The sequence below is a fragment of the Cryobacterium sp. HLT2-28 genome (assembly GCF_004402495.1).
Classification (GTDB): Bacteria; Actinomycetota; Actinomycetes; order Actinomycetales; family Microbacteriaceae; genus Cryobacterium; species Cryobacterium mannosilyticum.
On sequence record NZ_SOFH01000017.1, the window covers coordinates 21,561 to 47,106 of the forward strand.

The following is a 25,546-nucleotide window of genomic DNA, read 5'->3' on the forward strand; positions in this document are numbered from 1 at the left end:
AGGCGGTGCCGGCGTTCCCTTGAGGTTACTGTCACATCCCGGCGCGTGACTGTCACATCGGGCCGGTGAGCGTCACAGCCGCGCGTAGGCCCGAACCGGGAAGGTGCCGAAGCCCGCGACCTTCGGCGGCACGGCCGTGAAGCTGGCGCCGGCGTCCGGCAGCGCCGCGAGCCCGGTGAGGTGCTCCACCACATGGATGCCCGCGGCAAGCAGCAGGGAATGCGCGGGCCGTTCCCCGCCCGACTCGGTGTCGTCAATGTTGAGGGAATCGATCCCGACCAGGACGACCCCGGAGTCGATCAGCACCTGCGCGGCCGCGCCGGTCAGGTACGGCGCGCCGACGGCGTACCCCGGGGTGCCGAAGTGGGCGTCCCAGCCGGTGTGGAGCAACACGGCGGAACCGGCAAGGCCGCTCCCCCGCCGGTTGAATGCGTCGGGGGATATGCCGCGGGAGGTGGCATCCGTCAGATGGAATACCTCCGCGGGCAGGTCGGCCAGGGTGTCGAGGGCGAGGCCCGCCAGGTCGGTGCCCTGAGGGTAGCGGTGGAACGGGCTGTCGAGATAGGTGCCCGTGTTGCCGATCATGGTGATCATATCCATCGCGAATTCGGTCCCGGGGGCGTATTTCGACCGGGAGTCTTCCCGAGTGAGGTGCGGCGAGATGACGGGGGCAGGAAGCCCGGGGTAGGTCACCAGACCCGCCCGGATCTCGTGGCTGAGGTCGACGAAGCGGGGGCGGGGGCGGGTGCCGGTCATAGGGGCTCCTTGGTGAGGGACGGACGGAGACGGTGCCGTTTGGCGGCCCGCACGATGAGCGCCACGACCGCCAGCAGGGCGGGGACGACGAGGTTGGGCCCTGCCAGCACGAGCAGCCCGGCGGTGAGCGCCACAGACACGACGGCGAGCCACCAGCCCGGCGACCAGGTGGCGAGCAGGCGCACGGCCGCGATCATGCCGAGCGTGTAGATGGCCACCATCGAGCTCGTGTGGATGAGGATGAAGGCCGCCAGGGGCAGCCCCTGGCTGACCATGACGGTGAAGTAGCTGCCGGTGAGCCCGGCCACGACGGCCAGGCTGCGGCGCGGGATACCGCCGGATTCGACGCCGGGGGTCATCCACCCGGGCAGGTCGCCGTCCCGGCCGAGTGAGGCGCCGAGCTTCGCGAAGGCGCCGATGTACACGTTCAGCACACCGAGCGCCACGACGGCGGCGATCACCGCCACGAGGAGCGGCCCGACCCCGAGCGGCGCGGCCTGGACCAGGTCGAGCAGGGGCACCTGGCCGTGGCCGGCCCGCGGGCCGAGCACGGCGATGGTCACGTACTGCAGGGCGAGATAGGCGATCCCGACCACGACGAGGGCGATCGCGGTGGCGAGGGGGATGACCCGGCGCGGGTTGCGGAACTCGCCGGCGATGTGGGTGCCGACCTCCCAACCGGCGAAGGCCCAGACGAACAGGCTGATCGCCGTGCCGACGCCGCCCCAGCCGTTCGGCAGGAACGGTTCGAGGTTGCCGGGGTCCGCGGCCGGGAAGGCCACGGCGACCACGCCGACGACGACGAACAGGAGGGCGCCGGTGAGCGCGAGCTGCACCAGGCCGGACACCCGCAGGCCGAAGAAGTTGGAGACGAACGGAGGGATCAGGATCAGGAGGGCCACCCCGGGGACGGCAGCCCGGTCGGCGCCGATGATCGCCACGACATATTCCGCGCCGAGCATGGCCACGACGGGGGCGCCGAAGCCCACCCCGAAGAAGAACCAGTAGCCGGTCATTCGAGCCCAGGTCTGGCCGAGCGAGCGCCGCACATAACTGGCCACGCCACCCGGGTCGGGGTAGCGCGAGGCCAGTGCGGCGAAGGTTCCGGCGAGCGGGATCGAGAGCAGGAACACGGCGAAGACGGCCACGAGCGAGGCCGGCCCGGCCGCGGTCGCCGCGAGGCCCGGCAGCACCAGGATTCCGGTGCCGAGCACGGCCGCGATGTAGAGGGCCGTGCCCTGCACCAGGCCGAGGGATCCGGCGTGCGCGGGCCGCGCATCCGTCGACAGAGGGTCAGGGATCACTGTCTCAGTGTCTGGGTTGATCGTCACTCCACCATGATCGTGCGCCGTCGCCGCCAGCGAAATGGCAGAGACGACACACTCCATCGAAAAACTGCCAACGTTTAGCGAGTGGGCAGGGCCTGCTCCACGTCGTCGATCAGGTCGGCCACGTCTTCGATGCCCACCGAGAGGCGGATGATGTTGTCGGGCACCTCGAGTTCGGTGCCGCGCACCGAGGCGTGCGTCATCTCGGACGGGTAGTTCACGAGGGACTCGACCCCGCCGAGAGACTCGGCCAGCTGGAACAGGTGGGTCGACTCGGCGAAGGCGCGCGCCGCGGGCGCTCCCCCGGCGAAGGCGAGGGACAGCATGCCGCCGAAGCCGCGCATCTGCGTTTTCGCCAGGTCGTGGCCGGGGTGGTCCGGCAGCCCGGGGTAGTACACGGTGTCGATCGCCGGGTGGCCCTGCAGGTGTTCGGCGATCGCCTGCGCGTTGCTGCAGTGGCGGTCCATCCGCACCGACAGGGTCTTGATGCCGCGCACGGTGAGCCAGGCGTCGAGGGGCGCGGAGACCGGGCCGGCCGCGAACTGCAGGAACTGGGCCTTCTCGGCCAGGGCGTCGTCGTTGATGACCAGGGCGCCGCCGAGCACGTCGGAGTGGCCGCCGAGGTACTTGGTGGTGGAGTGCACGACCACGTCGGCGCCGAAGGCCAGCGGATGCTGCAGCGCGGGCGAGGCGAACGTGTTGTCGACGATGACGGTGACCCCGAACCGGTGCCCGAGCTCGGCGAGCGCGGCGATGTCGCTGATCTTCATCAGCGGGTTGCTCGGCGTCTCCACCCAGAGGATCTTCGTCTCGCCGGGGATGATCGCCCGTTCGACGGCGGCGAGGTCCGACATCTCGACCGTGGTGTTCCGCACACCCCAGGCGCCGTGCACCTTGTTGATCAGCCGGTGGGTGCCGCCGTAGACGTCGTTGCCGAGCACGATGTGGTCGCCGGGCACCAGGAGGGCGCGCAGGATGGTGTCCTCGGCGGCGAGCCCGCTGGCGAAGGACAGCCCGTGTTTGCCGCCCTCGAGCGCGGCGAGCAGGGTCTCCAGCACGGTGCGGGTGGGGTTGCCGCCGCGGCTGTACTCGTAGCCGCCGCGCAGGTTGCCGATGCTCTCCTGCACGTAGGTGGAGGTCTGGTAGATCGGCGGGATGACGGCGCCGGTGGTCGGATCGAATTCCTGTCCGGCGTGGATGGCGATGGTGTCGAAGTTCTGCGTGCGAGCCATGGGTGGTCCTTACTGTCGGAGACGGTCTAGGCGCTCAGGTAGGTGAGCAGGTCGTGGCGGGTGATGACGCCGAGGGGTTTGCCGCCGTCGGTGACGAGCAACGCATCGTGGCCGGCGAAGGCGGCGCGGGCTGCGGCGACGGGCTCGTTCACGCCGATCATCGGCAGGGAGTCGCTGACGAAGGCGCTGACCTGGTCGCCCAGTTTGGCTTCCCCGGAGAAGACGAGTTCCATCAGGTGGCGTTCGTCGAGGGAACCGACGACCTCGCCCATGACGACCGGCGGTTTCGCGGTCAGCACGAGCACCTGGGAGACGCTCGACGACGTCATCCTTTCGATAGCGTCGCGCACGGTGGCGCTCGGGTGCACGTAGACGAACGCCGGGAGCGTGCCGGTCTTCGATTCGAGCAGGTTGCCGACGGTGTGCCCGGCGGGCGCGTTGGTGAAACCGTAGCTGCGCATCCAGCCGTCGTTGAAGATCTTGCCCAGGTAGCCGCGGCCGCCGTCGGGCAGCAGCACGACGATGGTGTCGGCGGCGGTGAGCTTCTCGGCGGCGCGGAGGGCGGCGACGACGGCCATGCCGCTCGAGCCGCCGACCAGGACTCCCTCCTCGAGGGCGAGGCGGCGGGTCATCGCGAAGGAGTCGGCGTCGGAAACGGCGATCACCTCGTGCACGACGGCCGGGTCGTAGGCGGCCGGCCAGAAGTCCTCGCCGACGCCCTCGACCAGGTACGGCCGGCCGGTGCCGCCGGAGTAGACCGATCCCTCCGGGTCTGCGCCGATGATGCGCACGGTGTCGCCAGACACCTCGCGGAGGTAGCGCCCGGTGCCGGTGATGGTGCCGCCTGTGCCCACGCCCGCCACGAAGTGGGTGATGGTGCCGTCGGTGTCGCGCCAGATCTCGGGGCCAGTGGTCTCATAGTGGCTGAGCGGCCCGTTCGGGTTGGCGTACTGGTTCGGCTTGAACGCCCCCGGGATCTCCCGGGCCAGCCGGTCGGAGACGCTGTAATAGGAGTCGGGGTGGTCGGGGGCGACGGATGTCGGGGTCACCACGATCTCCGCGCCGTAGGCCGTGAGCACGTTGCGCTTGTCCTCGCCGACCTTGTCCGGCAGCACGAACACGCACCGGTAGCCGCGCTGCTGGGCGACCAGGGCGAGGCCGACGCCGGTGTTGCCGGAGGTGGGCTCGACGATGGTGCCGCCGGGCAGGAGCAGGCCGTCGCGTTCGGCGGCGTCGATGATCCGGGTCGCGATGCGGTCCTTGGACGAGCCGCCCGGGTTGAGGTATTCGAGCTTGACCAGCACGGTGGCGGTCACGCCCTCCGTGACCTTGTGGAGCTTGACCAGCGGGGTGTCGCCGATCAGGTCGAGAATGGTGTCGGCAATTTTCATGGAGTGTCCTTCGTCATGGTGTCGCGTCGTGGTTCACTCGCCGCGCGGCCGGAGGCTGCACGCGCCGAGGGAATCGCGAGGTCGTGTGGGAATACGGGGTTGGCTAGCGACAACAACACCACGGACACGACATCAGAACGAACACGTTTCCCACTCTAGCGATGCGTGCTCGGAGTCACCAGACTGCGACGAGACTCACGTAAAGTGCTCGCGTAATGGGGTGCGTGCCTCATTTGATAATTGCTCGCGAAATGCCGGTCGTCGTTTGAGTACTGCGGTGTGCTTGGCGGATGGGTGAGTCATTGTCGATGAGCGCACGTCGAGAGATCACGAAGAAGCACGCCGCGGAGTATGCGCGGGCGCCCAAGAAGGCCAAGGGGGTGATGTTGGACCAGTTGGTTGCCACGACGGGCTGGTCCCGGGCGAACGCGAGGCGGGCGTTGACGGCCGCGTCGAAGCGGAAGGGGCCGGTGAAGCAGGTGAGGCGCAAGCCGAGGCCGCGGACCTATGGGTATGACACCCTCAAGCTGTTGATCCAGGTATGGAACCTTGCCGGGCGGCCGTCGGGGAAGTATCTGGCCGCGACGATGCCGATCTGGCTGCCCAAGCTGGAGGACCATCACGAGCTCGACGCGACGCGATTGACTGATCAGACCCGGGCGCAGCTGCTGGCGGTGTCCGGGGCGACGATCGACCGGCTGCTCAAGCCCACTCGTGATGGCGCGCGGCTGGTTGGCCTCTCGGGCACGAAACCCGGGCCCCTGCTGCGCAACTCGATCCAGATCCGCCGCGCCGGCGATGAGCACGAGCATGCCCCCGGGTTCGTCGAAGCGGACCTGGTGCTGCATTGCGGTCCGACGCTGATCGGCGAATTCATCCGCACCTTGACCGTGACGGACGTGTTCACCGGGTGGACCGAGAACATGGCCATCAAGAACAGCGCCCACCGGTGGGTGATTGACGCGATGACCGAGATCGAGGCCCGCCTCCCGTTCCCGCTGGTCTGCCTCGACACCGATAACGGGGGCGAATTCATCAACCACGCCCTGATCAAATGGGCCGGAGATCGTGACTTGTTCTTCACCAGGGCCAGGCCATACAAATCAAACGACAATGCCCACGTCGAGCAGAAGAACGGAGACGTTGTGCGCCGCCACGCGTTCCACTACCGGTACGACACGAGCCTTGAGCAGCAGCTTCTCAACGACCTCTACGCGCTCGTACGGGTGCGGCTGAACATGTTCACTGCGACAACCAAAGCGATCAGCTGGCGGTCCAACAAACACGGCAAGAAGACCCGGGTCTACGACAAACCGCGAACCCCCTACCAGCGCGTCCTCGATTCCGGAGTCCTCACTCCGGAACGCACGAACGAGCTCGACCAACTCTTCGCCGACACGAACCCCGCCAAGCTGACACGCCAGATCACGGCCATCCAAACCCGCCTCATCTCACTCGCGAGAGACAAAACAAATACCCTCACCACCGGAGTTTCGCGAGCAAAACTAGATGAGGCACCGGAACAGATTTCGCGAGCATCTTGACATGAGGCATCTCGGACTGCGGCCCGCGCAGCAGGTTCAGCCGGGCTGCGTAGAATCGCGACCATGCTGAAGACGCCCGTGCCCGCTGACGACACGACGGATGCCCCGCGCTCGCCCCGCGAGGTGAAGCGCCTGGTCTGGAACCGCCGGTTCGGCCTCGCCCTGGGCGTGCTCGCCGCCGTCGCCGTGAGCGCGCTGCTCCTCTCCTCGGTGCTCGCGCCCGCGAGCGCGCCGGGCGAGTCCGCCGGCACCACCGGCGCCGACACCACCGGAGCGGACACCACCGGAGCCGGCGCGACGGGAGCCGCCCCGGCGACGCCGAACGCGATGCCGGCCGCCACCCCCGGCGCGGCCCCGATCGCGGGGCTGGAGACGTTCGCCAACGAACCGAGCCACGTCACGACATCCGTCGCCTACCCGCAGACCCCGCCGACCGGCGGGCCGCACAGTCCCGTCTGGCTGGACTGCGGGGCCTACGACCGGCCGGTGCCGAACGAGAACGCCGTGCACTCCCTCGAGCACGGCGCGGTCTGGGCGACCTACGACCCGGCGCTTGCCCCGGCCGAGGTCTCGGCATTGCGGGCGGCCCTGCCCGGCGACCACGTGCTCGTCTCGCCCTACCCCGGGCTGGGCTCACCGGTCGTGCTGACCGCCTGGAACGTGCAGCTCCGGCTGGACTCGGCCGCCGACCCGCGCATCCCGGCCTTCGCCGCCTACTATCGGAACGGACCGACCGCGCCCGAGCCGGGCGAGTCCTGCTCGGGCGCCCTCGACGCCCCCGGCAAGGTCGGCTAGTCGCCTGCTCCGCTCACGCTCGTGGCGCACCTTCCGGCTGCGGGCGCACGATAGAACATGCGCCCGCTTACCAAAGGTGCGCCGCGAGAGCCGATAGCTCGGACTACGCGGGCGCCGGATGCCGCGGCTACTCCGCGGGGAGCAGCCGGGACGGCGACGGTGCGGTCACCTGCTCGGCGTACAGCCGCGCGTAGACGCCGTTCGCGGCGAGCAGCCGGGCGTGGGTGCCACTCTCGACCACCCGGCCGCCATCCACGACGAAGATCACGTCGGCGGAGACGATCGTGGACAGCCGGTGGGCGATGGCGATGGTCGTGCGGCCCCGGGACGCCGTGTCCAGCGCGGTCTGCACGATCCGCTCGGAGATGGAGTCGAGGGCGCTCGTCGCCTCGTCGAGGATGAGCACCTCGGGGTCCTTCAGCAGCACCCGGGCGATCGCGATCCGCTGCTTCTCACCGCCGGAGAGCCGGTACCCGCGCTCCCCCACCACGGTGGCGTAGCCGTCGGAGAAGGAGGCGATGGTGTCGTGGATGCTCGCCGCGCGCGCGGCGGCCTCGAGTTCGGCGTCGGTGGCATCCGGTTTCGCGTAGCGCAGGTTCTCGGCGATCGTGGCGTGGAAGAGGTAGGTCTCCTGGCTGACGATACCGATGTGCGAGACGAGGGACTCCTGCCGCAGCTCCCGCACGTCGACGCCGGAGAACAGCACCCGCCCGGCCGAGGCTTCGTAGAATCGCGGGATCAGGTAGGACACCGTGGTCTTGCCTGCCCCGGACGGGCCGACGAACGCCGCGAACTCGCCCGGTTCGATTCGGAACGAGACGGCGTCGAGGGTCGGCCGGGAGTCGGCCGCGGCATCAGGGTAGGCGAACGTGACGTCATCGAACTCGACCCGGCCGGTGGCCTCGCCGGCGGCCGGAACGTCCCCGGCGGTCGGCGCGTCGCTGATCGCCGGGGTGAGGTCGAGGTACTGGAAGATGCGGGCGAACAGGGCGCTGGAGGTCTGCAGGTCGAGCGCCACCCGCATCAGCCCCAGCAGCGGGAACAGCAGGCGGGACTGCACGGTGGTGAACGCCACGATCGTGCCGGGGGTGACATCCGTGGTGCCGTTGGCCATCAGCAACCCGGCGACCAGGTAGACGATCGCGGGAATGCTGGAGAGGAAGATGCTGACCATGGCGAAGAACCACTGGCCGCTCATCTGCTGGCTGACCTGCAGCCGAACCTGGTTGTCGTTCTCGTCCGAGTAGCGGCGGATCTCGGCCTGCTGCCTGGTGAAGCTCTTCGAGAGCAGGATGCCCGACACGCTCAGGGTCTCCTGGGTGATGGCCGTCATGTCGGAGAGCGACTCCTGGGTCTTCGAGGCGATCCGGGCGCGCACCTGGCCGACCCGGCGTTGCGCGATGACGAGGACGGGCATCAGGATCACCGCCACGATGGCGAGTTGCCAGTTCAGCAGCAGCATGGCGACGAGGGCCGCGATCACCGTGACGACGTTGCCGAGCAGGCTGGAGATGGTGTTGGTGAGCACGCTCGCCACCCCGCCGACGTCGTTCTGCAGCCGGGACTGAATGATGCCGGTCTTCGTCTTGGTGAAGAAGCTGAGTTCCATCGCCTGCAGGTGGGTGAACAGGCGCACCCGGAGGGCGCCCATCACCGAATTGCCCACGGTCGCAGTCAGCCAGGTCTGCCACACGCCGAGCAGCTGGGATCCCAGGTAGATGCCGATCATCAGGCCGACCAGGGTGGCCAGGCGCGGCAGGTTCGGGTTGCCGCCCGGCGGGAAGAGGCCCTCGTCGAAGGCTCGCTGCACGAGCAGCGGCGGCACCACCGACAGGGCCGCGCTGATGAACACGAGCACGATCGTGATCGTCAGGTCCCGGCGGTGCGGCGCGAAGAGGGAGCCGATGCGTCGCAACAGGTTCGGGATGCGCGGCGCAGCCGCGTTCTCCGCCCGCTGGGCCACGGCATCGCCGCCGCTGACGCGGCCCCGGGGACGCCCGTACTGACCGGCCTGGCGAGGGCTGCTGCCGCCGTGCATTCCACTCATGGATTCACTCTAAGCTCCCCTACCGCCCCGATCTCGCGATGTCCCGCAGTCCCGGGCGCCTACCAGCGGCGTGCAGGTCGGTGTTGCTGCCGAACGCGCCATTTTCGCCGCTACGCCCCCGGCGTGCCTGGCGCGTAGCGGCGAAAATGGAGCGCTGGAACAAGCCGAGCGAGGGGGGCGGATGCCGGGCTAGCCCTTGGTCGAGCCGGCCAGCAGGCCGCGCACGAAGTAGCGCTGCAGGCTGAAGAACACGATCAGCGGCACCAGGATCGAGATGAAGGCGCCGGCCGTGAGCAGGTGCCAGTCCTGGCCGCGGCTTCCGGTGATCTCGGCCAGAAGCTTCGTCATCGGGGCGACGGCTCCATCGGCGAAGATCAGCGCCACCAGCAGGTCGTTCCAGACCCAGAGGAACTGGAAGATGGCGAAGGATGCGATGGCGGGCATCGTCAGCGGAAGCACGATCCGGAAGAAGACCTGGCCGTGGCCGGCGCCGTCGACGCGCGCCGCCTCGATCACGTCGGCCGGGATCTCCGAGACGAAGTTGTGCAGCAGGTAGATCGCCAGCGGCAGGGCGAACATGGTGTGGGCGATCCAGACCTGCGAGTACCCACCCGCGTCGCTGATCGCCGTGACCACCGGGAAGCCGAAGATCTCACCCTTGGAGAAGAACCGGAGCAGCGGCACGAGGGCCATCTGCAGCGGCACGATCTGCAGCGCGAAGACCGCGATGAACAGCACGTTCTTGCCCCGGAAGTCGATCCAGGCGAACGCGTAGGCGGCGAGGCTGGCGACGATGAGGGGAAGCAGCGTAGCCGGGAGGGTGATCGCAATCGAGTTGATGAAGGCGCCGGCCAGGTTCAGCTGGCTGTTTCCGGCCTGGAGCACGTCGGAGTAGTTGTCGAACGTGACACCCCAGTTCGCGAACAGCGTCCACCAGCCGGTGGTCCGCACCTGCTGGGCGGGCCGGAACGACGAGACGAAGAGGCCGAAGGTGGGAATCGTCCAGACCACGGCGATCACGAGGGCCGCGATCGTGGCGCCCCGGCTGGTCAGGCGCTTCTTGGTGCGCCGGGCCGCGGCGAATTCCGTCCTGCGGGCACCGTTGCGCAGCTGCTTCGCGGTGGACTTGTCGACGGGGAGCTCAACTGGAAGGATCGCGCTCATCGGATTTCCCTCTGCTTCTGGATCTGGCGGGCGTTGTAGATGACGATCGGAAGCACGAGCAGGAACAGCACGACGGCGAAGGCCGCCGAGCGGCCCAGCTCGAAGTTCTTGAACTGCGTGTACATCTCGTTCGCGATGACGCTCGTGTCGTTGGCGCCGGCGGTCATGGTCCGGACGATGTCGAAGACCTTGAGCGAGGCGATGGAGATCGTCGTCAGGACGACGATGAGGGAACTGCGGATGCCGGGGACCGTGACGTTGGTGAACTTCTGCCAGGCGTTGGTGCCGTCGAGTTCCGCGGCCTCCAGCTGCTCGGCGGGCACGCCCTTGATGGCCGCGGACAGCACGACCATCGCGAATCCGGTTTGCACCCAGATCAGCACGATGATCAGGAAGAGCGTGTTCCACGGCTCGTTGGCGATGAAGTCGACCGGCTGGCCGCCGAACCAGACGACGATCTGGTTGAGCAGGCCGATCTGGTTCTGGTCCGCCGGGCGGGCGGTGTAGACGAAGCGCCAGATGATCGACGCGCCGACGAAGGAGATGGCCATGGGCATGAACACCATGATCTTGAAGTACTTCTCACCGCGGCTCTTGTCGATGAACACCGCATAGGCGAGTCCAGCGATGGTCGACACTAGCGGGGCGATCAGCACCCAGACGATCGTGTTCAGCACCGTGCGGATGGCCTCCGGCTGGGTGAACACCCAGATGAAGTTGTCGAGGCCGATGAAAGCGGTTCCCCGCGCATTCATGAACGCCTGCACCGTGGTCTGGATGGTCGGGATGACCAGGCCGATCACGAGCAGAAGGACGGCCGGCGAGAGGAATCCGAAGAGCTGGAAAAGGTAACCGGCTCCGGCGCGGGAGCGGTAGTCGACGATGAAGAACACCCCGCCGAGCACCGCGGCGGCCGCCGAGGCCCACCAGTACGACCCGGCGGCGAGGAGCACGAGAAGCGGAGCAGCCACGCACACCACGAGCCGGATGACGGTGTAGATGGTGCCGGATCGCGGGGCGATCTCGACGAAGAACAGGATCGCCCCGACCATGGCCACGAAGGCGAGGACGATGATGGGGATTTGTGCGAGGGACGGCAATTGCCCCAGCCAGGCAAAGAACGCTGACATCTGAAACCTCTCGAGTACGACTGTGGACTCACGGTGATCGCTGGTCTGGCGGGAAAATTTACCGCCACGCTACACCCACAGCGGCGTGGGCCGCCCGGTTTTGAGGACGAGCGGCCCACCATTGCTGGGTGCTGCTACTACACGTGCTGTGTTGCTGGAGGCCTGAGGCCCGGTCGTGCTACTTGGACGGCCAGCCGCCTTCGATGCTGGTCAGCACCTCGTCGGTCGGAGTGCCGTTGATCCAGTTGACCATTCCCTTCCAGAACGTCCCGGCTCCCACCGAACCCGGCATGAGGTCGGAGGCGTCGAAGCGGAAGGTGGTCTTCGGGTCCTGCAGGATCTTGATGGCTTCCTGAAGGATCGGGCTCTTCGCGTTGGCCGCGTCGAGACCCTTGTTGGCGCTGATCACTCCTCCGAGACTGACGCGGCTGTTGGCCCAGTCGGCGCTGGAGAGGTAGGCCTGGACCTTCTGGGTGTCGGCGTCGTCGGAGAATGCGCCGACGATCTCGCCACCACCGGTGACGGCCTGTCCGCCGGCCTTGGCGGCCGGGGTGATGAAGGCCCACACGTCGCCGTCAGGACCGACCTTGCCGCCGGCATCCGTGATGAAGCCGTCGAAGAAGGATGCCTGGTGGGTCAGGGCACAGGTGCCGTTGGCGATCGGAGTGGCGACGTCGCCGAAGGCGGTCGTGTTAATCGAGCGCACGTCGCCGAAGGTGGCGTTGACGTAGGCCGGGTTCAGCAGGATCTCGCCGAGGGAGTCGAACGCGGTCTTGATCGCGGGATCGGTGAACGGGATCTCGTTCTTGACCCACTTGTCGTAGGTCTCTGGTCCGGCCTCGCGGAGGACGAGGTCTTCGACCCAGTCCGTTCCCGGCCAGCCGGTGGCGTCGCCGGAGCCGAAGCCGGCGCACCATGGTGCGGTGCCGGACTTCTCCTGGATGGTCTTGGTCACGGCGAGGAGCTCGTCCCAGGTCTTGGGAACTTCCACGCCCCACTCCTTGAACTTCTTCGGCGAGTACCAGATGAAGCCCTTGACGCTGGCCATCAGCGGGGCGCCGTAGAAGGTGTCTCCGACGGTGCCGTACGCCTTCCAGTCCTTGGACCAGTTCTTGTCGACGTTGTCTTCGACGGTCTTCGGAGCCGGCTTGAGGAAGTCGCGGCTGGCGAGGTCGGCCATCAGGCCGGGCTGCGGGAAGATCGCGAGGTCAGGAGCGTTGCCGCCCTGCGCGCGGATCGCGATCTGCGCCTCGAACTCCTTCGACGATTCGTACTGAATGTCGATGTTGTTCTTCTTCTCCCAGTCAGCCCAGGACTGTTCGAGCAGCTTGGCCTCGGTGTCGGCGATCGTGCCGTAAACGGTGACGACGCCATCGCCCTTGGCTCCGGCGTCGGACGTGGTGCTTCCGGGTCCCCCGGAACAACCGGCCAGGGTCAGGCCGGCGATCGCCGCGAAGGCGATGGATGCTGTGAAACGGCGGTTCGAGAGCCGCATTAGTCCTCCTCATTGAGATGTTGCGGTGTTCGAGTGGGCTTTTCCCAGGGACACCGAAGTGCTGCAGGTGCTGGAAACGATCGAATAGGGAACCGGTTCCACACCACAAGTTACGGCACGACCCCCTGATCCGCAAGACCGATGTGGTCACGAATTGAAAAAGATCGGATGAGAGCGCTCTCCAACGGCGATGGGGCACGTGCGGGCGGCGCACCGCACAGATATTCATGGAACCGGTTCCAGATCGGGGAGAATTGCCGCTAGTCTGTCGTCAGCACCACCAAGGACGGAGGCCGGAATGAGCGCGATCGCGGATGTCGCCCGCCTGGCCGGCGTGGCGAAGGCCACGGCTTCCCGGGCGCTCAGCGGCCGGGGCTACGTGTCGGAGGAGACCCGGCTCAAGGTCGTCGCCGCGGCCAGGGAGATCGGCTACGTCGCCTCCCCCAACGCCGCCAGCCTGGTCACCGGCCGCACCAAGAGCATCGGCGTCATCATCCCGTTCATCAGCCGCTGGTTCTTCTCCGAGGTGCTCGAGAGCATGGAGGAGGCTCTCCTCGCCGAGGGCTACGACATGACCCTCTACAACCTGCCGGCCGCATCACCCGAGCGGGACAGCGTGTTCGAGTACTTCCTCGCGCGGAAGAGATTCGACGGGGTGATCTCGGTCGGGGTCGCCCTCAGCGAAGGCGAGGTGGACCACCTGCACCGCCTCGGCCGGCCGCTGGTGGGCATCGGCGGGCCCATCCGCGGTGTGCCGACCATCGCGATCGACGACGTCGCCGCCGCCCGGCTCGCCACCGAGCACCTGCTCAGCCTCGGCCACCGCGACATCCTGCACATCGGCGGCAACCAGGCCGATGAGATGGACTTCAAGGTGCACAGCCAGCGGCTGACCGGGTTCTACGCGGCCATGCACGACGCCGGCTGCCGCACCGAGGGCGCCTTCTACCCCTGCGAGTTCACGATGCCGGGCGGCTACCAGGTGGGACTCTCCGTCTTCGCCGACCCGCGCACCCGGCCGACGGCGATCTTCGCCGCGAGCGACGAGATCGCGATCGGCCTCATCGTCGCGGCTCGGGAGCTCGGCATTCAGATACCGGCGGACCTGTCCGTGATCGGCATCGACGGGCATCCATACGCCGACATGTTCCGCCTGACCACGCTGGAGCAGCACCCCCGGCAGCAGGGCCGACTGGCGGTGGCCACCCTCCTGGCCGAGCTCGCGTCTCCCGCGATCCGGGAGGAGTCCGACCACCTGACCGTGCTGCCGACCAACCTGGTCTTCCGTTCGAGCACGAGCGGACCCCGAAGCCCGCTGAGCGCCTGAGTCTCAGCTGTCGCCGGCCCCGATCGCCTCGGCCTCCTCGAGCGGGTCGACCTGCCCGAGCGGGTCAACCTGCCCATTGGCCCGGCCCAGGTGCCGGTGCCCGGCCACGAGGATCGCCACGGCGACGAGCACGGATGCCGCGGCGGCCACGAACGGGCTGGCCGGCCCGACCGACGCCGCCAGCAGCGTCGCGGCGGGCGGGGCGATCGCGCCGCCGAGGAAGCGGACCCCGGAGTATGCCGAGCTCGCCACGGATCGCGGCAGGTCGGTCGCCTCCATCACGCATTCAGTGAGGACTGTGTTCAGCACGCCGAGCAGCAGCCCGCCGACGACGACGCAGGCGACCAGGCCCACGGCGGACCCGATCGACACGGCCGCGGCCAGGAGGTCGAGCGCGAGCAGCGGAAGGACGATCCAGAGCACCTGGGTGCGCGGCATCCGGCGGGTCAGCAGCGGAGCGACCCAGACCGAGGTGACCGCGAGAGAGAGCCCCCAGCCGAAGAAGACGAGCCCGAGGGTCACGGCGCTGCCCAGGCCGAGCGGCACGAGCGCGAACGGGGTGTAGGCGAGCAGCACGAAGAAGCCGATGTTGTAGAAGAACGCGGCGGCGGCCAGCACCCCGAGCCCGGGGCGGGCGAGCGCCCGGAACGGCGCCGAGACGCGGATCGGCGCAGGCCTGGTCGGCTCGCTCTTCAGCATCACGACGATCGCGATGAATCCGACCGCCATCAGCGTCGCGCTTCCGAAGAACGGGCCACGCCAGCTCACGCTGCCGAGCAGCCCGCCGATCAGCGGCCCGATCGCGATACCGAGGCCGAGCGCCGCCTCGTAGAGGATGATCGCCGACGAGGTGCCGCCGGAGGCCGCCCCCACGATGGTGGCCAGGGCGGTGGAGATGAAGAGCGCGTTGCCGAGGCCCCAGCCCGCCCGGAAGCCGATGATCGACTCCACGTTCTGCGACAGGCCGGCCGCGAGGGCGAAGGCGATGATCAGGGCGAGGCCGATCAGCAGGGTGCGCTTGGCGCCGATCCGGCTGGACAGCCAGCTCGTGAAGAACATGGCGATGCCCGTGATCACGAGGTAGCTGGTGAACAGCATCTCGGTCTCGGTGGGCGTCGCCGCGAGGTCCCGGGCGATGGCCGGCAGGATGGGGTCGACCAGGCCGATCCCCATGAACGCGATCACGCAGGCGAAGGCGACCGCCCAGACCGCGGTCGGCTGGTGCAAGATGCTGCGGGCAGGTTCCGGTGCCCCGGCGTTCGCCGTCGTGCCGGTCGCCTGCACCGTCGCGTCCGCGTTCGCGCGGCTCATGCGCTCACTCCGGCCGCGGTGCTCGAACCGGGCAGGGTGCTCGTCCCGGGCAGGGTGCTCGAACCGGGCAGGATACCGCCGGATGCCGTGTGGACGGCCGGGCGCACGGCGGACGTCTCGCTGCCGTCCAAACGTGCCCGCAGGATCCCGATCGCCTCTTCGAGGGTCTCGATCTCGGCATCGGTCAGCCCGGAGAACATCGGCAACAGCGCCTCGGCGAGCTCGCTGCGCCAGGAATCGAGCGCGGCCACTCCGGCGGGGGTGATCACGGTGCTCGCGACGCGTGCGTCGAGCGGGTCGGCGAGGCGCTCCGCCCAGCCCCGCGCGGCGAGATGGGTGACGAGCTTGGTCGCGGTCGGCTGCGAGACGCGGCTGCGGGCGGCGAGTTCGCCGAGCCGGATCGGGCCGAGCTGGCGCAGCACGCTCAGGGTGCGCCAGGTCGCGGGCGACTCCGTCCCGTGCGCGGCGTGCGCCGCCACCCGGGTGAGGCGATTGTTCACGGTGATGAGGTCGCCCAGGAGGGCGGAAAGATCGGAAGACATTCCCCCACCATACATAGCCTGACTATGTACGTCCATAGCTCGGCTATGGACATCCGTCACCCGCGTCGCCGCCCTGTGCCGAATTCAGGCGTGGAACCCGATTCCGGTCCGCCTCAGCCCGAAAACCCCGGGAAGCGGATGCCGACACCTGAATTGGGCGCACACTCCCGCAGGTGGACGGCGAGAGGGGAGGCGGGCGGGGGCCGGGGCCGATTAACGGCCGACGGGCGTCGCACCCAGTGGATGCGACGCCCGTCGGCGTGCTGGACGACTGACGCCGTCCGACCTCACTGGACCCCTGGGGGCCCGGTTGGTTACTTGAGGACTGCGGTGGCGCCGGCAGCTTCGAGAGCAGCCTTGCCCTTTTCAGCGGCCTCCTTGGAGACGCCTTCGAGGACGGCCTTCGGCGCGCCATCGACGACGGCCTTGGCCTCGCCGAGGCCCAGGCTGGTGAGCTCGCGCACAACCTTGATGACCTGGATCTTCTTGTCGCCGACGGCTTCGAGAACGACGTCGAACGCGCTCTGCTCTTCGACCTCTTCAGCAGCAGCGGCAGGTCCGGCGGCACCGGCAACGGCGACCGGAGCAGCAGCGGTGACCTCGAAGGTCTCCTCGAACGCCTTGACGAACTCGCTGAGTTCGATCAGGGTCAGGCCCTTGAACTGTTCGAGCAATTCTTCGGTGGAAAGCTTTGCCATGATTTTTCTCCCTATAGTTTCTTAGTTACTCACCGCGATGCCAGGCAAATGCCTAGTTCGCGGACTCCTGCTTCTCACGCAGCGCGTCGATGGTGCGAACAGCCTTCGACAGCGGTGCGTTGAACAGATATGCGGCTCCGAACAGCGAGGCCTTGAAGGCACCGGCCAGCTTGGCCAGCAGCACCTCACGGGACTCGAGGTCGGCGAGCTTGCCTACCTCTGCAGCGGTGAGCGGGTTACCGTCGAAGTAACCACCCTTCACCACCAGGAGAGGGTTTGCCTTGGTAAAGGCACGCAGGGTCTTCGCTACGGCGACGGGGTCTCCGTGCACGAAGGCGATTGCGGACGGACCGACAAGCTCGTCGTCAAACGACGTGATGCCGGCGTTGTTGGCCGCAATCTTGGTCAGCGTGTTCTTTACCACGGCGTACGTGGCGTCCGCACTGATGGATACGCGCAGCGTCTTGAGCTGCGCAACAGTGAGACCGCGGTACTCGGTGAGCAGAACGGCGGTCGAGCTCTGGAATTTCTCCGTCAGCTCGGCGACCGTTGCTTCCTTGTTCGCCATGGCGCTCCTCTTGGTTTTCATGTGCCGGTAGCCCGGGGCGCAGACATGAAAAAAGCCCCAGCGCAAGCGCCGGAGCTGGGAGGCAATCCACGAGGGAGTGCATTCTGACTTCGATTCCTGCGCGGGCCGTTCACGTGAATGAACCTTCGATCAACGCTTCCTGTGCAGGGGCGATGACAACCGGCGGTCTTTGGCTGTAGATCACTCTAGGTGACCCGGGCCCGGCCCGCAAATCGACGGCCCGGCGTTCGTCCCCGACATTTAGTTGACCTGAGTTCACTAACGCCATATAGTTGACGTCTGTCAATTATATCCGGGAGTCTCATGCCACGCGCTTCGCGCACCACCACCTCGTCCGCCAGGCCCGCCGCGCCGGCCGCACGCACCGTTTCCGCCGACGGTTCCATGTCCAAACGCCAGGTGCTCGAGGCCCTGTCCGGCCTGCTGCTGGGCATGTTCGTCTCGATCCTGGCCGGAACGGTGGTCAGCACCTCGCTCCCGATCATCATCTCCGACCTGCACGGCAACCAGTCCGCCTACACGTGGGTGATCACGGCCACCCTGCTCGCCACCACCGTGAGCACCCCGATCTGGGGCAAGTTCGCCGACCTGTTCAACCGCAAGCTGCTCATCCAGCTGGCCCTGGCCGTGTTCGTGCTCGGCTCGGCGCTGGCCGGGCTGTCCCAGGACACCGGCACCCTGATCGGCTTCCGGGTGTTGCAGGGCCTCGGCGCCGGCGGCCTCGCCGCGCTCAGCCAGATCATCATGGCCGACATCATCAGCCCGCGCGACCGCGGCAGGTACGCCGGCCTGTTCGGCGCCGTGATGGCCGTCGGCACCGTCGGCGGCCCGCTGCTCGGCGGCGTGGTGACGGATGCGTTCGGCTGGCGCTGGAACTTCTTCATCGCCCTTCCCGTGGCGATCGCCGCCATCGTGCTGCTGCAGCGCACCCTGCACCTGCCCGAGCGGATCCGTCGCGCGGTGCGGATCGACTACCTCGGCGCCGTGCTGATCACCGGGGGCGTATCGCTGCTGCTGATCTGGGTGACCCTGGCCGGGAGCCAGTTCGAGTGGGCATCCGTGTCGTCGTTCCTCATGGTCGGCGGCGCCGCGCTGCTCCTGTCGCTGGCCATCGTGGTCGAGTCCCGGGTGACGGAGCCGATCATCCCCCTCGGCCTGTTCCGCGACCGCACGTTCACCCTGGCCACCATCGCCAGCGTCTCCGTGGGGGTCGCCATGTTCGGCACCTCGGTCTTTCTCAGCCAGTACATGCAGCTCGCCCGGGGCGCGACGCCGACCCAGTCCGGCCTGCTCACCATCCCGATGATGGGCGGCTTCCTGGTCTCCTCGACCACGTTCGGCACCCTGATCAGCCGCACCGGCAAGTGGAAGTCGATCATGGTCTCCGGCAGCGTGCTCGTGATCGTCGGTCTGCTGCTGCTCGGTTCCCTGACCAGCACGACGAGCCTGCTCTTCGTCGGGGTCTTCATGTTCGTGCTCGGCTCCGGGCTCGGCATGCTGATGCAGAACCTCGTGCTGGTCGTGCAGAACGGGGTCGAGGTCGCAACCCTCGGGGTGGCCACCAGCGCGGTCACCTTCTTCCGCAGCCTGGGCGGCACGATCGGGGTCTCCGTTCTCGGCTCCGTGCTCGGCACGGTCGTCTCCCAGCAGATCACCGCCGGGATCGGCCAGTTGAGCCCGGCCAACCAGGCGGCCGCTGCGGCCGCCCTCGGCTCCGGCACCATCCCGCAGATCGCGGCATTGCCCGACGCGATCCGGGTACTGGTCGAGTCCGCCTACGGTTCGGGCGTCGGCACGGTCTTCCTGCTCGGCGCGCCGCTGGCCGTGATCACCCTCATCGCGGTCGCCCTGCTGCCCAACGCGTCGCTCGGCACCCGCACCGGCATCGCCCGGGCGCACGCAGACGCGGCAGGCGGTGCGGCCGACGGTGCGGCCGTGCGTGAGATCGCGCTGGTCGAGGACATCCTGATCGACGCGGGGGCGGCGGCCTCGGCCCTCCCTCCGGTCGGCCTGAACGATCCGACGGAGGCGGCCCTGGTCGGCTGCGACGGCGAGCCGGCGCCGTCCGGGCTGCGTAGTCTGTGAGCATGACGCAGACCAGCCAGGGCGACACCGGCGCCGCGATCGCCGAGGTCGAGGAGCAGTTGAGCGTGCTCGCCGGGCACATCCGGGCGAGCATGCGCGACGCCGCCCTCAGCATCGACCCGGCGCTGCAGCCGTTCGGACTGAAGATGCTGCGCCTCCTCGCCCGGTGCGGGCCCACCCACGCCAGTGCCGTCGCCGCGGCGCTCTACGTGGACAAGAGCGTGATCAGCCGCCAGGCCAGGCTGCTCTGCGATCTGGGGCTGCTGGAGACCCAGGTCGATCCGGCCGACGGCCGGGCGCGGTTCCTCGCGGTCACGCCGGAGGCGGTGCGGAAGCTCGCCGAGGTGCGGGCCGGCGACACGGCGATCGTGCACCGCCGTCTGGGCAGCTGGCCGGCCGGCGAGCTGCGCGAACTGGCCCGGCTGCTGGCCAAGCTCAACACCCCGTAGCCGCGCGCGGCCCCGGGTCAGCCGAGCGACAGGTCAGCCGAGCGGCAGGGACACCCGGAAGCAGGTGCGGCCGGGGCGACTGTCCACGGTCACCTCGCCGTGGTGGGCGGTCACCACGGCATCCACGATCGCGAGACCGAGGCCGGTGCTGCCCGTGCCGCGGAAGCGGGAGCTGTCGCCGCGGGCGAAACGCTCGAACAGGGTCGACATGAGGTTCTCGGGGATGCCCGGGCCGTCATCCGTCACGCTCACCACGGCCCGGTCGCCCAGGGTGGTCAGCGCGACCTCTACCCTGGTCTCCGGCGGCGTGTGGATGCGGGCGTTCGCGAGCAGGTTGGCGAAGACCTGGTGCAGCCTGGCGGCGTCGCCGACGACCTGGACCGGTTCGTCGGGAAGGTCGAGGTCCAGGACCCGGTCCCGGCCGGCCGCATGGGCGTCGCTGACGACGTCGACGAGCAGGCTGGTGAGGTCGACCGTCCCGTGTTCGAGCTCCCGGCCTTCGTCGAGCCTGGCGAGCAGGAGCAGGTCCTCGACCAGCCCGGTCATCCGGATCGACTCCGATTCGATCCGCCCGAGCGAGTGCAGCGCGTCGGCCGGGAGATCCTGGCCGGTACGGCGGGTGAGCTCGGAGTAGCCGCGGATCGAGGCGAGCGGCGTGCGCAACTCGTGGCTGGCATCCGCGACGAACTGGCGCACCTTGCGCTCGCTGGCCTGCCGGGTCTCCAGGGCGACGTCGACGTGGTCGAGCATCCGGTTCAGCGCGGACCCCACCCGGCCGACCTCGGTGCGCGGGTCGGTGTCGGCGGCCGGAACCCGGTCGACCAGGGAGACCTCCCCGTGGTCGAGCGGCAGTTCGGCGACCCGGGCCGCGGTCTCGGTGACCCGCTGCAGCGGGCGGAGCGCGAGCCGCACGATCCACAGTGCCAGGACGGCCACCACGATGATGCCGACCAGGGAGACAACACCGATGATGATCGCGAGTTGCGCCGCGGTGCCGTTCACCTCGGCGAGCGGGAGGCCGACCAGGTAGAGCACACCGTTGCGGTTGACGTTCGCCATGATCCGGTAGTCGCCGACGCTGCCGCCGAGGTCGATGCTCACGGCCCGGGACGGTTGCAGCTGCCGGGCGAGAAGTTCTTTCTGGTGCGTGCTGAGCGCGGCGATCTCGCCGCTGACCGTCGTGTAGCCGGAGGAGACGCTCGCCCCGTCGAAGACCAGCGCGAGGGTGCCCGGCGGCTGGGCCGGGCCGTTCAGGATCGTCTCCGCCGTCGGGATGAAGAGCGCGGGGGCGCCGTCGTCGAGGTCGCGGTGCCCCTCGAGCACGCCCCGGGAGCGGTCGGCCGCGGCGCTGAGCTGCTGGTCGAGGCCGTCGAGCAGGGAAGCCCGGAGGATCGCGACGCTGACCACGCCGATCGAGACGCTGACCAGCGCGAGCAGGCCGACGACGGCGAGCACGAGCCGCCGCCGGAGGGTCCAGGGCGCGCGGGGACGGCGCAGCCGCCGGGGCGTCATCAGGCGGTCTTCAGCATGTAGCCGGCGCCGCGCACGGTGTGGATCATCGGTTCGCGCCCGGCGTCGACCTTCTTGCGCAGGTAGGAGATGTAGATCTCCACCACCGACGATTTGCCGCCGAAGTCGTAGCTCCAGACCCGGTCGAGGATCTGCGCCTTGCTCAGCACCCGGCGGGGGTTGCGCATCAGGAAGCGCAGCAGCTCGAACTCGGTGGCGGTCAGCTCGATCGGCACGCCCGCCCGGGACACCTCGTAGCTGTCCTCGTCGAGGGTGAGGTCGCCGACCGAGATCCGCGGGTCGGTGGAGTCGGACACCGCGAGGGTGGACCGGCGGATGAGGCCGCGCAGCCGGGCGACGACCTCTTCGAGGCTGAACGGTTTGGTGACGTAGTCGTCGCCGCCCGCGGTCAGGCCGGCGATCCGGTCGTCGAGGGAGTCCTTGGCCGTGAGGAAGAGCACCGGGGTCTCGTACCCGTCGGCCCGGACCCGCTGCAGCACCTGCAGTCCGTCGATGTCCGGCAGCATGATGTCGAGCACGATCGCATCCGGCCGGAATTCACGGGCGATGGTGAGCGCCTGACGTCCTTCGCCGGCCGTGCGCACCTCCCAGCCCTCGTACCGGAGGGCCATCGACAGCAGATCGGTGAGGGTGGGCTCGTCGTCGACCACCAGCACCCGGATCGCACTGCCGTCCGCCTTGTGCAGCCGCGGGCCGCGCGCCGCATGGTCGGTCTCACGAGTGCTCATGCTCCCAGTATCCCCAGTCGGCTATGAAACGGCTATGCGAGACCCGTGCCGTTCCTGTGAAGACGCCTATTCCCGGTTCCATGGCCGATTCATAGCCTGCCGATAGCGCCGCCATAGCCGGCGTTCGTAGCTTCAGTTCCGGCGGTGATCCCATCGCCGGAACTGGAGAGCCATGTTTATCACCTACCTGCGGCGGGAGCTCGCCGGCCGCCGAAAGCAGACCGCGATCGTCGCGATCGGCATGGCCCTGGCCATCGCCCTGGTCATCATCGTCAATGCCGTGTCCAGTGGGGTGCAGCTCGCCCAGGCCACCGTGCTCGAATCCGTCTACGGCGTCGGCACCGACATCACCGTGAGCCAGACGCCGGCGGCCGGGGACACCAGCGGCGGAGGGCAGAAGTTCGATTTCGGCGCCGCCGACGGCACCAGGGCCGAAGGCACCACCACGGTCAGCCGGTCCCGGCTGACCGCCACTCGCGGCACGTCGACGTTCGATGCGACGGCGCTGGCCACGGTCGGCGCCGTCGACAACGTGAGCGGGGCATCCGCCACCCTCGCGCTGGAGAACACGACCTTCAACGGGGCGCTGCCCACGCGCACCCAGGGCACCGCGCCCGCCGAGGGCGCCACCCCGCCGGAGGGCGGCCCGGACGGTGCCGGCGGCAGCTCGTTCAACGTGGACTCCTTCTCCGTGCTCGGGTTCGACCCGGCCGATGAGGCCGTCGGCCCGCTCTCTGCGGTCACCCTCACCGACGGCCGCTCCCTCACCAAGGCGGATGCCGGCGCCCACGTCGCCGTGCTCGACTCGAGCTACGCCACCTCAGCGTCGCTCGCCACCGGCGGCACCGTCGCCATCGCCGGGACCGACTTCACCATCGTCGGGCTCGTCACCGCGGCATCCGCAGACGCCGCCACGGCCGCCAACGCCTACATCCCGCTCGATGTCGCGCAGACCCTGTCCGGCCTGACCGGGCAGGTCTCCAACATCTACGTGCAGGCGGCGTCCTCCACCGACATCATTCAGGTGCAGTCCGAAATCGAGAAGGCGCTCCCCGCCGCGACCGTGAAGACCCAGGCCGACCTCGCCTCGAGCGTCTCCGGGTCCCTCTCGAGCGCCTCCGACCTGGTCAAGAACCTCGGCCTGTGGCTGTCGCTGATCGTGCTCGCCGCGGCATTCCTGATCGCGGTCCTGTTCACGGTTTCCGGGGTCACCCGGCGCACCCGGGAGTTCGGCACCCTGAAGGCGATCGGCTGGTCCAACGGCACGATCGTGCGCCAGGTCGCGGGCGAATCGCTCGTGCAGGGCCTGATCGGCGGCGCCGCGGGCATCGCCATCGGCCTGCTCGGCATCCTCGTGGTCAACCTCGTGGCCCCGACCCTGACCGCGGGCACGACCAGCGTGGCCGCGGCCGGCGCGGGCGGGCCCGACGGCGGACGCGGGTTCGGCGGCGCCGCGCAGGCGGCTGCGACCTCCGACATCGTGCTGACGGCACCGGTGACGGTGTCGGTGATCCTGATCGCGGTCGGCCTGTCGGTGCTCGGCGGGCTGCTCGCCGGCGCGATCGGCGGCTGGCGCGCCTCCCGGCTGCGCCCGGCCGAAGCCCTGCGCAGCATGGCGTGACCGGCCCGCCGTATCGGCCGACCCCGCGTCTCGACCCTCGACCCTCGGCCCTGAAGGAACCAACAGATGTATGAACTGACGAACGTGACCAAGAAGTACGACCAGGGCAAACGCTCCGTCACCGCGCTGAGCAACGTGACCCTGACGATCCCGGACGGCCAGATGGTCGCCATCCAGGGGCCGACCGGCGGCGGCAAGTCCACCCTGCTGCAGATGCTCGGGGCGCTGGACCGGCCCACCGACGGCACCGTGCACCTCGGCGAGGCGGACCTGTCCCGGCTCGGCGACGGCAAGCTCGGCGTGATCAGGGCCACCAGGATCGGCTTCGTCTTCCAGGGCTTCAACCTGATCCCGACCCTCACCGCGCAGGAGAACGTGGAGACGGCGCTCGCCCCGCTCGGGCTCGGCCACGCCGACCGCCGGGCACGTGCGGCCGCGGCGCTCGACTCCGTCGGCCTCGGCGACCGGGGCGGGCACCTGCCCGCCGAGCTGTCCGGCGGGCAGCAGCAGCGGGTCGCGATCGCCCGGGCCCTGGTCAAAGAGCCGACCGTGCTCCTCGCCGACGAACCCACCGGCAACCTCGACGAGGGAACCCGCGACGAGATCATGGACCTGCTCGAGGGGCTCTGGCGGGACCGCGGTCTGACCCTGATCGTGGTCACCCACGATTCGGCCGTCGCCAGGAGGGCCCAGCGCCGCCTGCAGATCACGCAGGGAGTGCTCAAGGAAGTCGCCTGACTCTCCGCCTCCGCGACTCTCCCCCTCCGTTGTCTCTCCCGAGCAGACTGCCCCACCGCGCCTGGCGCCGGCGGGAGCCCGGACGGGAGACAATGGGGAGGTGACCGACACCATGCTCTCCCTATTCGAGGAGGACGAGTCACCGGTTCCGGTCGTGGCGGCCACGGCACCGCACCTGCTCCGCATCGTCGCCGATTCGACCGACCGGGTGGCCTGGCTGCGGGCGCGGGCCCAGGGGATCACGGCCACGGATGTCGCCAAGCTCGCCACCCCGAAATCGGTGCAGAACGCGGCCTTCGACAAGTTCAACGGCAGCAGTTTCAGCGGCAACACGTTCACGGACCACGGCCGGGCCCGGGAACCGGAGATCGCGGCCTGGGTGCTCGGCAACTACGGGATCGAACCCAGCACCACCCTTTTCCACGCGGCGGAGCATCGCCGCCACCTGGCCACGCCCGACGGCGTGGGCGCCGGGGCGGCAGGGCTGGAACTCGCCGAGATCAAGACGACCAGCAAACCGTGGCGCAGCATCCCCCGCTCGTACCTGCGTCAGGTCTGGTGGCAGCAGTACGTGCTCGGCGCCGAGCGAACCCTGCTCGTCTGGGAGCAGCACAGGGACTTCGTGCCGGTGAACCCCGAGCCGGAGTGCCGCTGGATCGAGCGAGACGACGACCAGATCGCGATCCTCGTCGGCTACGCCAACGACCTCATCGCCCGGCTCAACACGATGAGCGCCCGGTAACGGACAACCGCAGCCCGGGCGAGTGGCGGAGGATCGCGCCGGTTCGGGTTCGGCGCGATCCTCCGCCCACTGCAGGAAGAAATTGATCGTGGGACCGGATCCACCGGTTGCCCGGTGGCGCCGCCAGTGATGCTTCCCCCCTCAAGGGAGAACCGCGGTCCCCCTTTGTGAGGACAGACTATTGCGGGACGCCATCCGACGTCCAGACCCCGGCACCCCCAAGCCGAGGGACAGCGGCGATTCCCGCACCCCCCAATTCGGGGCCCCACCCTGACCGCGGCCGGGATCCGGCCGACTACTGCCG

Annotated in this window: 22 protein-coding genes; 8 read left to right on the forward strand and 14 right to left on the reverse strand. The window is 68.9% G+C overall.

Features of this window, described 5'->3' with window-relative positions; all coding sequences use genetic code 11:
• Positions 1 to 72: 72 nt before the first annotated feature.
• From E3O48_RS06910 to E3O48_RS06925, 4 genes are all read right to left on the reverse strand, one after another.
• Positions 73 to 756 (reverse strand): cyclase family protein, encoded by a 684-nt coding sequence (locus tag E3O48_RS06910; RefSeq protein ID WP_134537836.1) that lies wholly within the window; start codon positions 754 to 756, stop codon positions 73 to 75.
• Complete coding sequence (locus E3O48_RS06915; RefSeq protein ID WP_241982435.1) at positions 753 to 2,060, reverse strand: APC family permease; 1,308 nt, start codon at positions 2,058 to 2,060, stop codon at positions 753 to 755. Before E3O48_RS06915 ends, E3O48_RS06910 begins: the two co-directional genes overlap by 4 nt.
• 101 nt (positions 2,061 to 2,161) lie before the next feature.
• On the reverse strand, positions 2,162 to 3,316 hold the full coding sequence (locus tag E3O48_RS06920) for a cystathionine gamma-synthase (protein ID WP_134537838.1): 1,155 nt from the start codon (positions 3,314 to 3,316) through the stop codon (positions 2,162 to 2,164).
• Between the two features lie 26 nt (positions 3,317 to 3,342).
• A complete protein-coding gene (locus E3O48_RS06925; protein ID WP_134537839.1) occupies positions 3,343 to 4,707 on the reverse strand; it encodes a cystathionine beta-synthase in 1,365 nt (454 codons plus the stop codon).
• A 308-nt stretch (positions 4,708 to 5,015) separates the two neighbouring features.
• On the opposite strand from E3O48_RS06925, the gene E3O48_RS06930 reads away from it, so the two are divergent.
• On the forward strand, positions 5,016 to 6,251 hold the full coding sequence (locus E3O48_RS06930; protein ID WP_198413041.1) for a DDE-type integrase/transposase/recombinase: 1,236 nt from the start codon (positions 5,016 to 5,018) through the stop codon (positions 6,249 to 6,251).
• 63 nt (positions 6,252 to 6,314) lie between these two features.
• Entirely contained in the window at positions 6,315 to 7,046 is a 732-nt protein-coding gene (locus tag E3O48_RS06935; RefSeq protein WP_134537841.1) for a DUF3105 domain-containing protein, read from the forward strand.
• A gap of 127 nt (positions 7,047 to 7,173) precedes the next feature.
• On the opposite strand, the gene E3O48_RS06940 is transcribed toward E3O48_RS06935, so the two are convergent.
• The 4 genes from E3O48_RS06940 to E3O48_RS06955 form a co-directional block, all read right to left on the reverse strand.
• Positions 7,174 to 9,093 (reverse strand): ABC transporter ATP-binding protein, encoded by a 1,920-nt coding sequence (locus E3O48_RS06940; protein ID WP_241982437.1) that lies wholly within the window; start codon positions 9,091 to 9,093, stop codon positions 7,174 to 7,176.
• A 189-nt stretch (positions 9,094 to 9,282) separates the two neighbouring features.
• Complete coding sequence (locus tag E3O48_RS06945) at positions 9,283 to 10,257, reverse strand: carbohydrate ABC transporter permease (protein WP_134537842.1); 975 nt, start codon at positions 10,255 to 10,257, stop codon at positions 9,283 to 9,285.
• Entirely contained in the window at positions 10,254 to 11,387 is a 1,134-nt protein-coding gene (locus tag E3O48_RS06950) for a carbohydrate ABC transporter permease (protein WP_134537843.1), read from the reverse strand. Before E3O48_RS06950 ends, E3O48_RS06945 begins: the two co-directional genes overlap by 4 nt.
• A 178-nt stretch (positions 11,388 to 11,565) precedes the next feature.
• On the reverse strand, positions 11,566 to 12,882 hold the full coding sequence (locus E3O48_RS06955) for an ABC transporter substrate-binding protein (RefSeq protein ID WP_134537844.1): 1,317 nt from the start codon (positions 12,880 to 12,882) through the stop codon (positions 11,566 to 11,568).
• 298 nt (positions 12,883 to 13,180) lie between these two features.
• Here E3O48_RS06955 and E3O48_RS06960 point away from each other — a divergent pair, with 298 nt between their 5' ends.
• Entirely contained in the window at positions 13,181 to 14,209 is a 1,029-nt protein-coding gene (locus tag E3O48_RS06960) for a LacI family DNA-binding transcriptional regulator (RefSeq protein ID WP_134537845.1), read from the forward strand.
• Positions 14,210 to 14,212: 3 nt separating this feature from the next.
• On the opposite strand, the gene E3O48_RS06965 is transcribed toward E3O48_RS06960, so the two are convergent.
• The 4 genes from E3O48_RS06965 to rplJ all read right to left on the reverse strand — a co-directional run bounded on the left by E3O48_RS06965 (position 14,213) and on the right by rplJ (position 17,328).
• Positions 14,213 to 15,520 carry an MFS transporter gene (locus E3O48_RS06965; protein WP_134537846.1) on the reverse strand — a complete coding sequence of 436 codons (1,308 nt, stop codon included), beginning with the start codon at positions 15,518 to 15,520 and terminating at the stop codon, positions 14,213 to 14,215.
• Entirely contained in the window at positions 15,517 to 16,062 is a 546-nt protein-coding gene (locus E3O48_RS06970; protein ID WP_134537847.1) for a MarR family winged helix-turn-helix transcriptional regulator, read from the reverse strand. Before E3O48_RS06970 ends, E3O48_RS06965 begins: the two co-directional genes overlap by 4 nt.
• Before the next feature lie 314 nt (positions 16,063 to 16,376).
• Positions 16,377 to 16,760, reverse strand: coding sequence for a 50S ribosomal protein L7/L12 (rplL, locus tag E3O48_RS06975; protein WP_134510997.1), 384 nt, complete (start codon positions 16,758 to 16,760; stop codon positions 16,377 to 16,379).
• Positions 16,761 to 16,812: 52 nt separating this feature from the next.
• The gene (rplJ, locus tag E3O48_RS06980) at positions 16,813 to 17,328 is read right to left on the reverse strand and encodes a 50S ribosomal protein L10 (RefSeq protein ID WP_134510996.1); all 516 of its coding nucleotides are present in this window, start codon (positions 17,326 to 17,328) and stop codon (positions 16,813 to 16,815) included.
• 405 nt (positions 17,329 to 17,733) lie between these two features.
• On the opposite strand from rplJ, the gene E3O48_RS06985 reads away from it, so the two are divergent.
• Both E3O48_RS06985 and E3O48_RS06990 read left to right on the forward strand, forming a co-directional pair.
• A complete protein-coding gene (locus tag E3O48_RS06985; RefSeq protein ID WP_134537933.1) occupies positions 17,734 to 19,434 on the forward strand; it encodes an MFS transporter in 1,701 nt (566 codons plus the stop codon).
• 2 nt (positions 19,435 to 19,436) lie between these two features.
• Positions 19,437 to 19,883: a MarR family winged helix-turn-helix transcriptional regulator gene (locus E3O48_RS06990; protein ID WP_134537848.1), complete on the forward strand. Its 447-nt coding sequence runs from the start codon at positions 19,437 to 19,439 to the stop codon at positions 19,881 to 19,883.
• Between the two features lie 33 nt (positions 19,884 to 19,916).
• Here E3O48_RS06990 and E3O48_RS06995 read toward each other — a convergent pair whose 3' ends face one another.
• Both E3O48_RS06995 and E3O48_RS07000 read right to left on the reverse strand, forming a co-directional pair.
• Positions 19,917 to 21,395 carry a cell wall metabolism sensor histidine kinase WalK gene (locus tag E3O48_RS06995; protein WP_134537849.1) on the reverse strand — a complete coding sequence of 493 codons (1,479 nt, stop codon included), beginning with the start codon at positions 21,393 to 21,395 and terminating at the stop codon, positions 19,917 to 19,919.
• Positions 21,395 to 22,141, reverse strand: a complete 747-nt coding sequence (locus tag E3O48_RS07000) for a response regulator transcription factor (protein ID WP_134537850.1) — start codon at positions 22,139 to 22,141, stop codon at positions 21,395 to 21,397. The genes E3O48_RS06995 and E3O48_RS07000 overlap by 1 nt, the downstream gene beginning before the upstream one ends.
• A gap of 172 nt (positions 22,142 to 22,313) precedes the next feature.
• Between E3O48_RS07000 and E3O48_RS07005 the strand changes: the two genes are divergently transcribed.
• The 3 genes from E3O48_RS07005 (at position 22,314) to E3O48_RS07015 (ending at position 25,242) form a co-directional block, all read left to right on the forward strand.
• Positions 22,314 to 23,762, forward strand: coding sequence for an ABC transporter permease (locus E3O48_RS07005; protein ID WP_134537851.1), 1,449 nt, complete (start codon positions 22,314 to 22,316; stop codon positions 23,760 to 23,762).
• Between the two features lie 66 nt (positions 23,763 to 23,828).
• Positions 23,829 to 24,500 (forward strand): ABC transporter ATP-binding protein, encoded by a 672-nt coding sequence (locus E3O48_RS07010; RefSeq protein WP_134537852.1) that lies wholly within the window; start codon positions 23,829 to 23,831, stop codon positions 24,498 to 24,500.
• Positions 24,501 to 24,612: 112 nt separating this feature from the next.
• Positions 24,613 to 25,242: a YqaJ viral recombinase family protein gene (locus tag E3O48_RS07015; RefSeq protein ID WP_134537934.1), complete on the forward strand. Its 630-nt coding sequence runs from the start codon at positions 24,613 to 24,615 to the stop codon at positions 25,240 to 25,242.
• Positions 25,243 to 25,546 lie beyond the last annotated feature (304 nt).